This window comes from Pseudomonas sp. 382, assembly GCF_002759075.1.
GTDB lineage: Bacteria > Pseudomonadota > Gammaproteobacteria > Pseudomonadales > Pseudomonadaceae > Aquipseudomonas > Aquipseudomonas vlassakiae.
Map to the genome: position 1 here is coordinate 1 of NZ_PEMX01000101.1, position 895 is coordinate 895.

The following is an 895-nucleotide window of genomic DNA, read 5'->3' on the forward strand; positions in this document are numbered from 1 at the left end:
TGGACTGCCCCCAAGAAGTTGGACACCAATCCAACCCTTGGGGGATTCATGGCCAAGTACACTGAGCAGTTCAAGCTCACAGCAATCACTGCCTATTTGGATGGCAGCAACGGTTTCCGTACGGTAGCTCGAAACTTTGGCATCGATTTCAGCCTGCTGCGACGCTGGGTTGCCAGCTACCAGTTGAGACGCAGCATCAGCCCAGGCTCGCATGCACGGCGCTATACCGAGGACTTCAAGCGGCAGGTGCTGAGTTACATGCATGAGCATCGCCTTTCCCTGCGCCAAACTGCTGCGCACTTTGACCTCGGACAATCATCTCAGATAGGCATTTGGCAGCGGCAGTACTACAGTGGCAGTCCTGTCTCGCCTACTGTCATCAAGCAAAGAAAGCCAATCAACGTGTCGAAGAAAATCAAGCCAGCCAAGCCCACCAATACCGACGATGCGCAAAAGCCTCGAGAGCAGCTGATGGCTGAGCTTGAGTACCTGCGCATGGAGAACGCTGTCCTAAAGGAGCTCAAGGCCATGCGGGAGGAACAGGAGCGAACACGGACGAAAAAGTCTTAATCGTCGCCAAACTCAAGCGCAGATTTCCTTTGCCTGACCTCCTGCGGGTAGTCGGGCTGGCGCGCAGCACCTTCTACTATCAGCTCAAGGCTCAGCAGAAGCCGGACAGGCATGCGGCGCTCAAAGAACTGGTACATCGTGTCTATCACGAGCACAAAGGGCTGTACGGCTATCGCCGCGTTGCGCTCGTGATAAGAAAGGACAAGCTGGTGAACAAGAAGGTCGTTGAACGACTGATGGCTGAGCAAGGGTTGAAGTCAGTGGTACGGCCTAAGAAATACCGTTCCTATCGTGGTGTTGTCGGCAAGGTGGCGGCGAATTTGCT

At 54.7% G+C, this 895-nt stretch carries 2 protein-coding genes; both read left to right on the plus strand.

Features of this window, described 5'->3' with window-relative positions; genetic code table 11:
* Positions 1–570: transposase (locus CQW31_RS30765; protein WP_218187139.1), on the plus strand; the 570-nt coding region annotated here is incomplete at its 5' end.
* A gap of 29 nt (positions 571–599) precedes the next feature.
* Positions 600–895: IS3 family transposase (locus CQW31_RS30770; protein ID WP_143524294.1), on the plus strand; the 296-nt coding region annotated here is incomplete at its 3' end.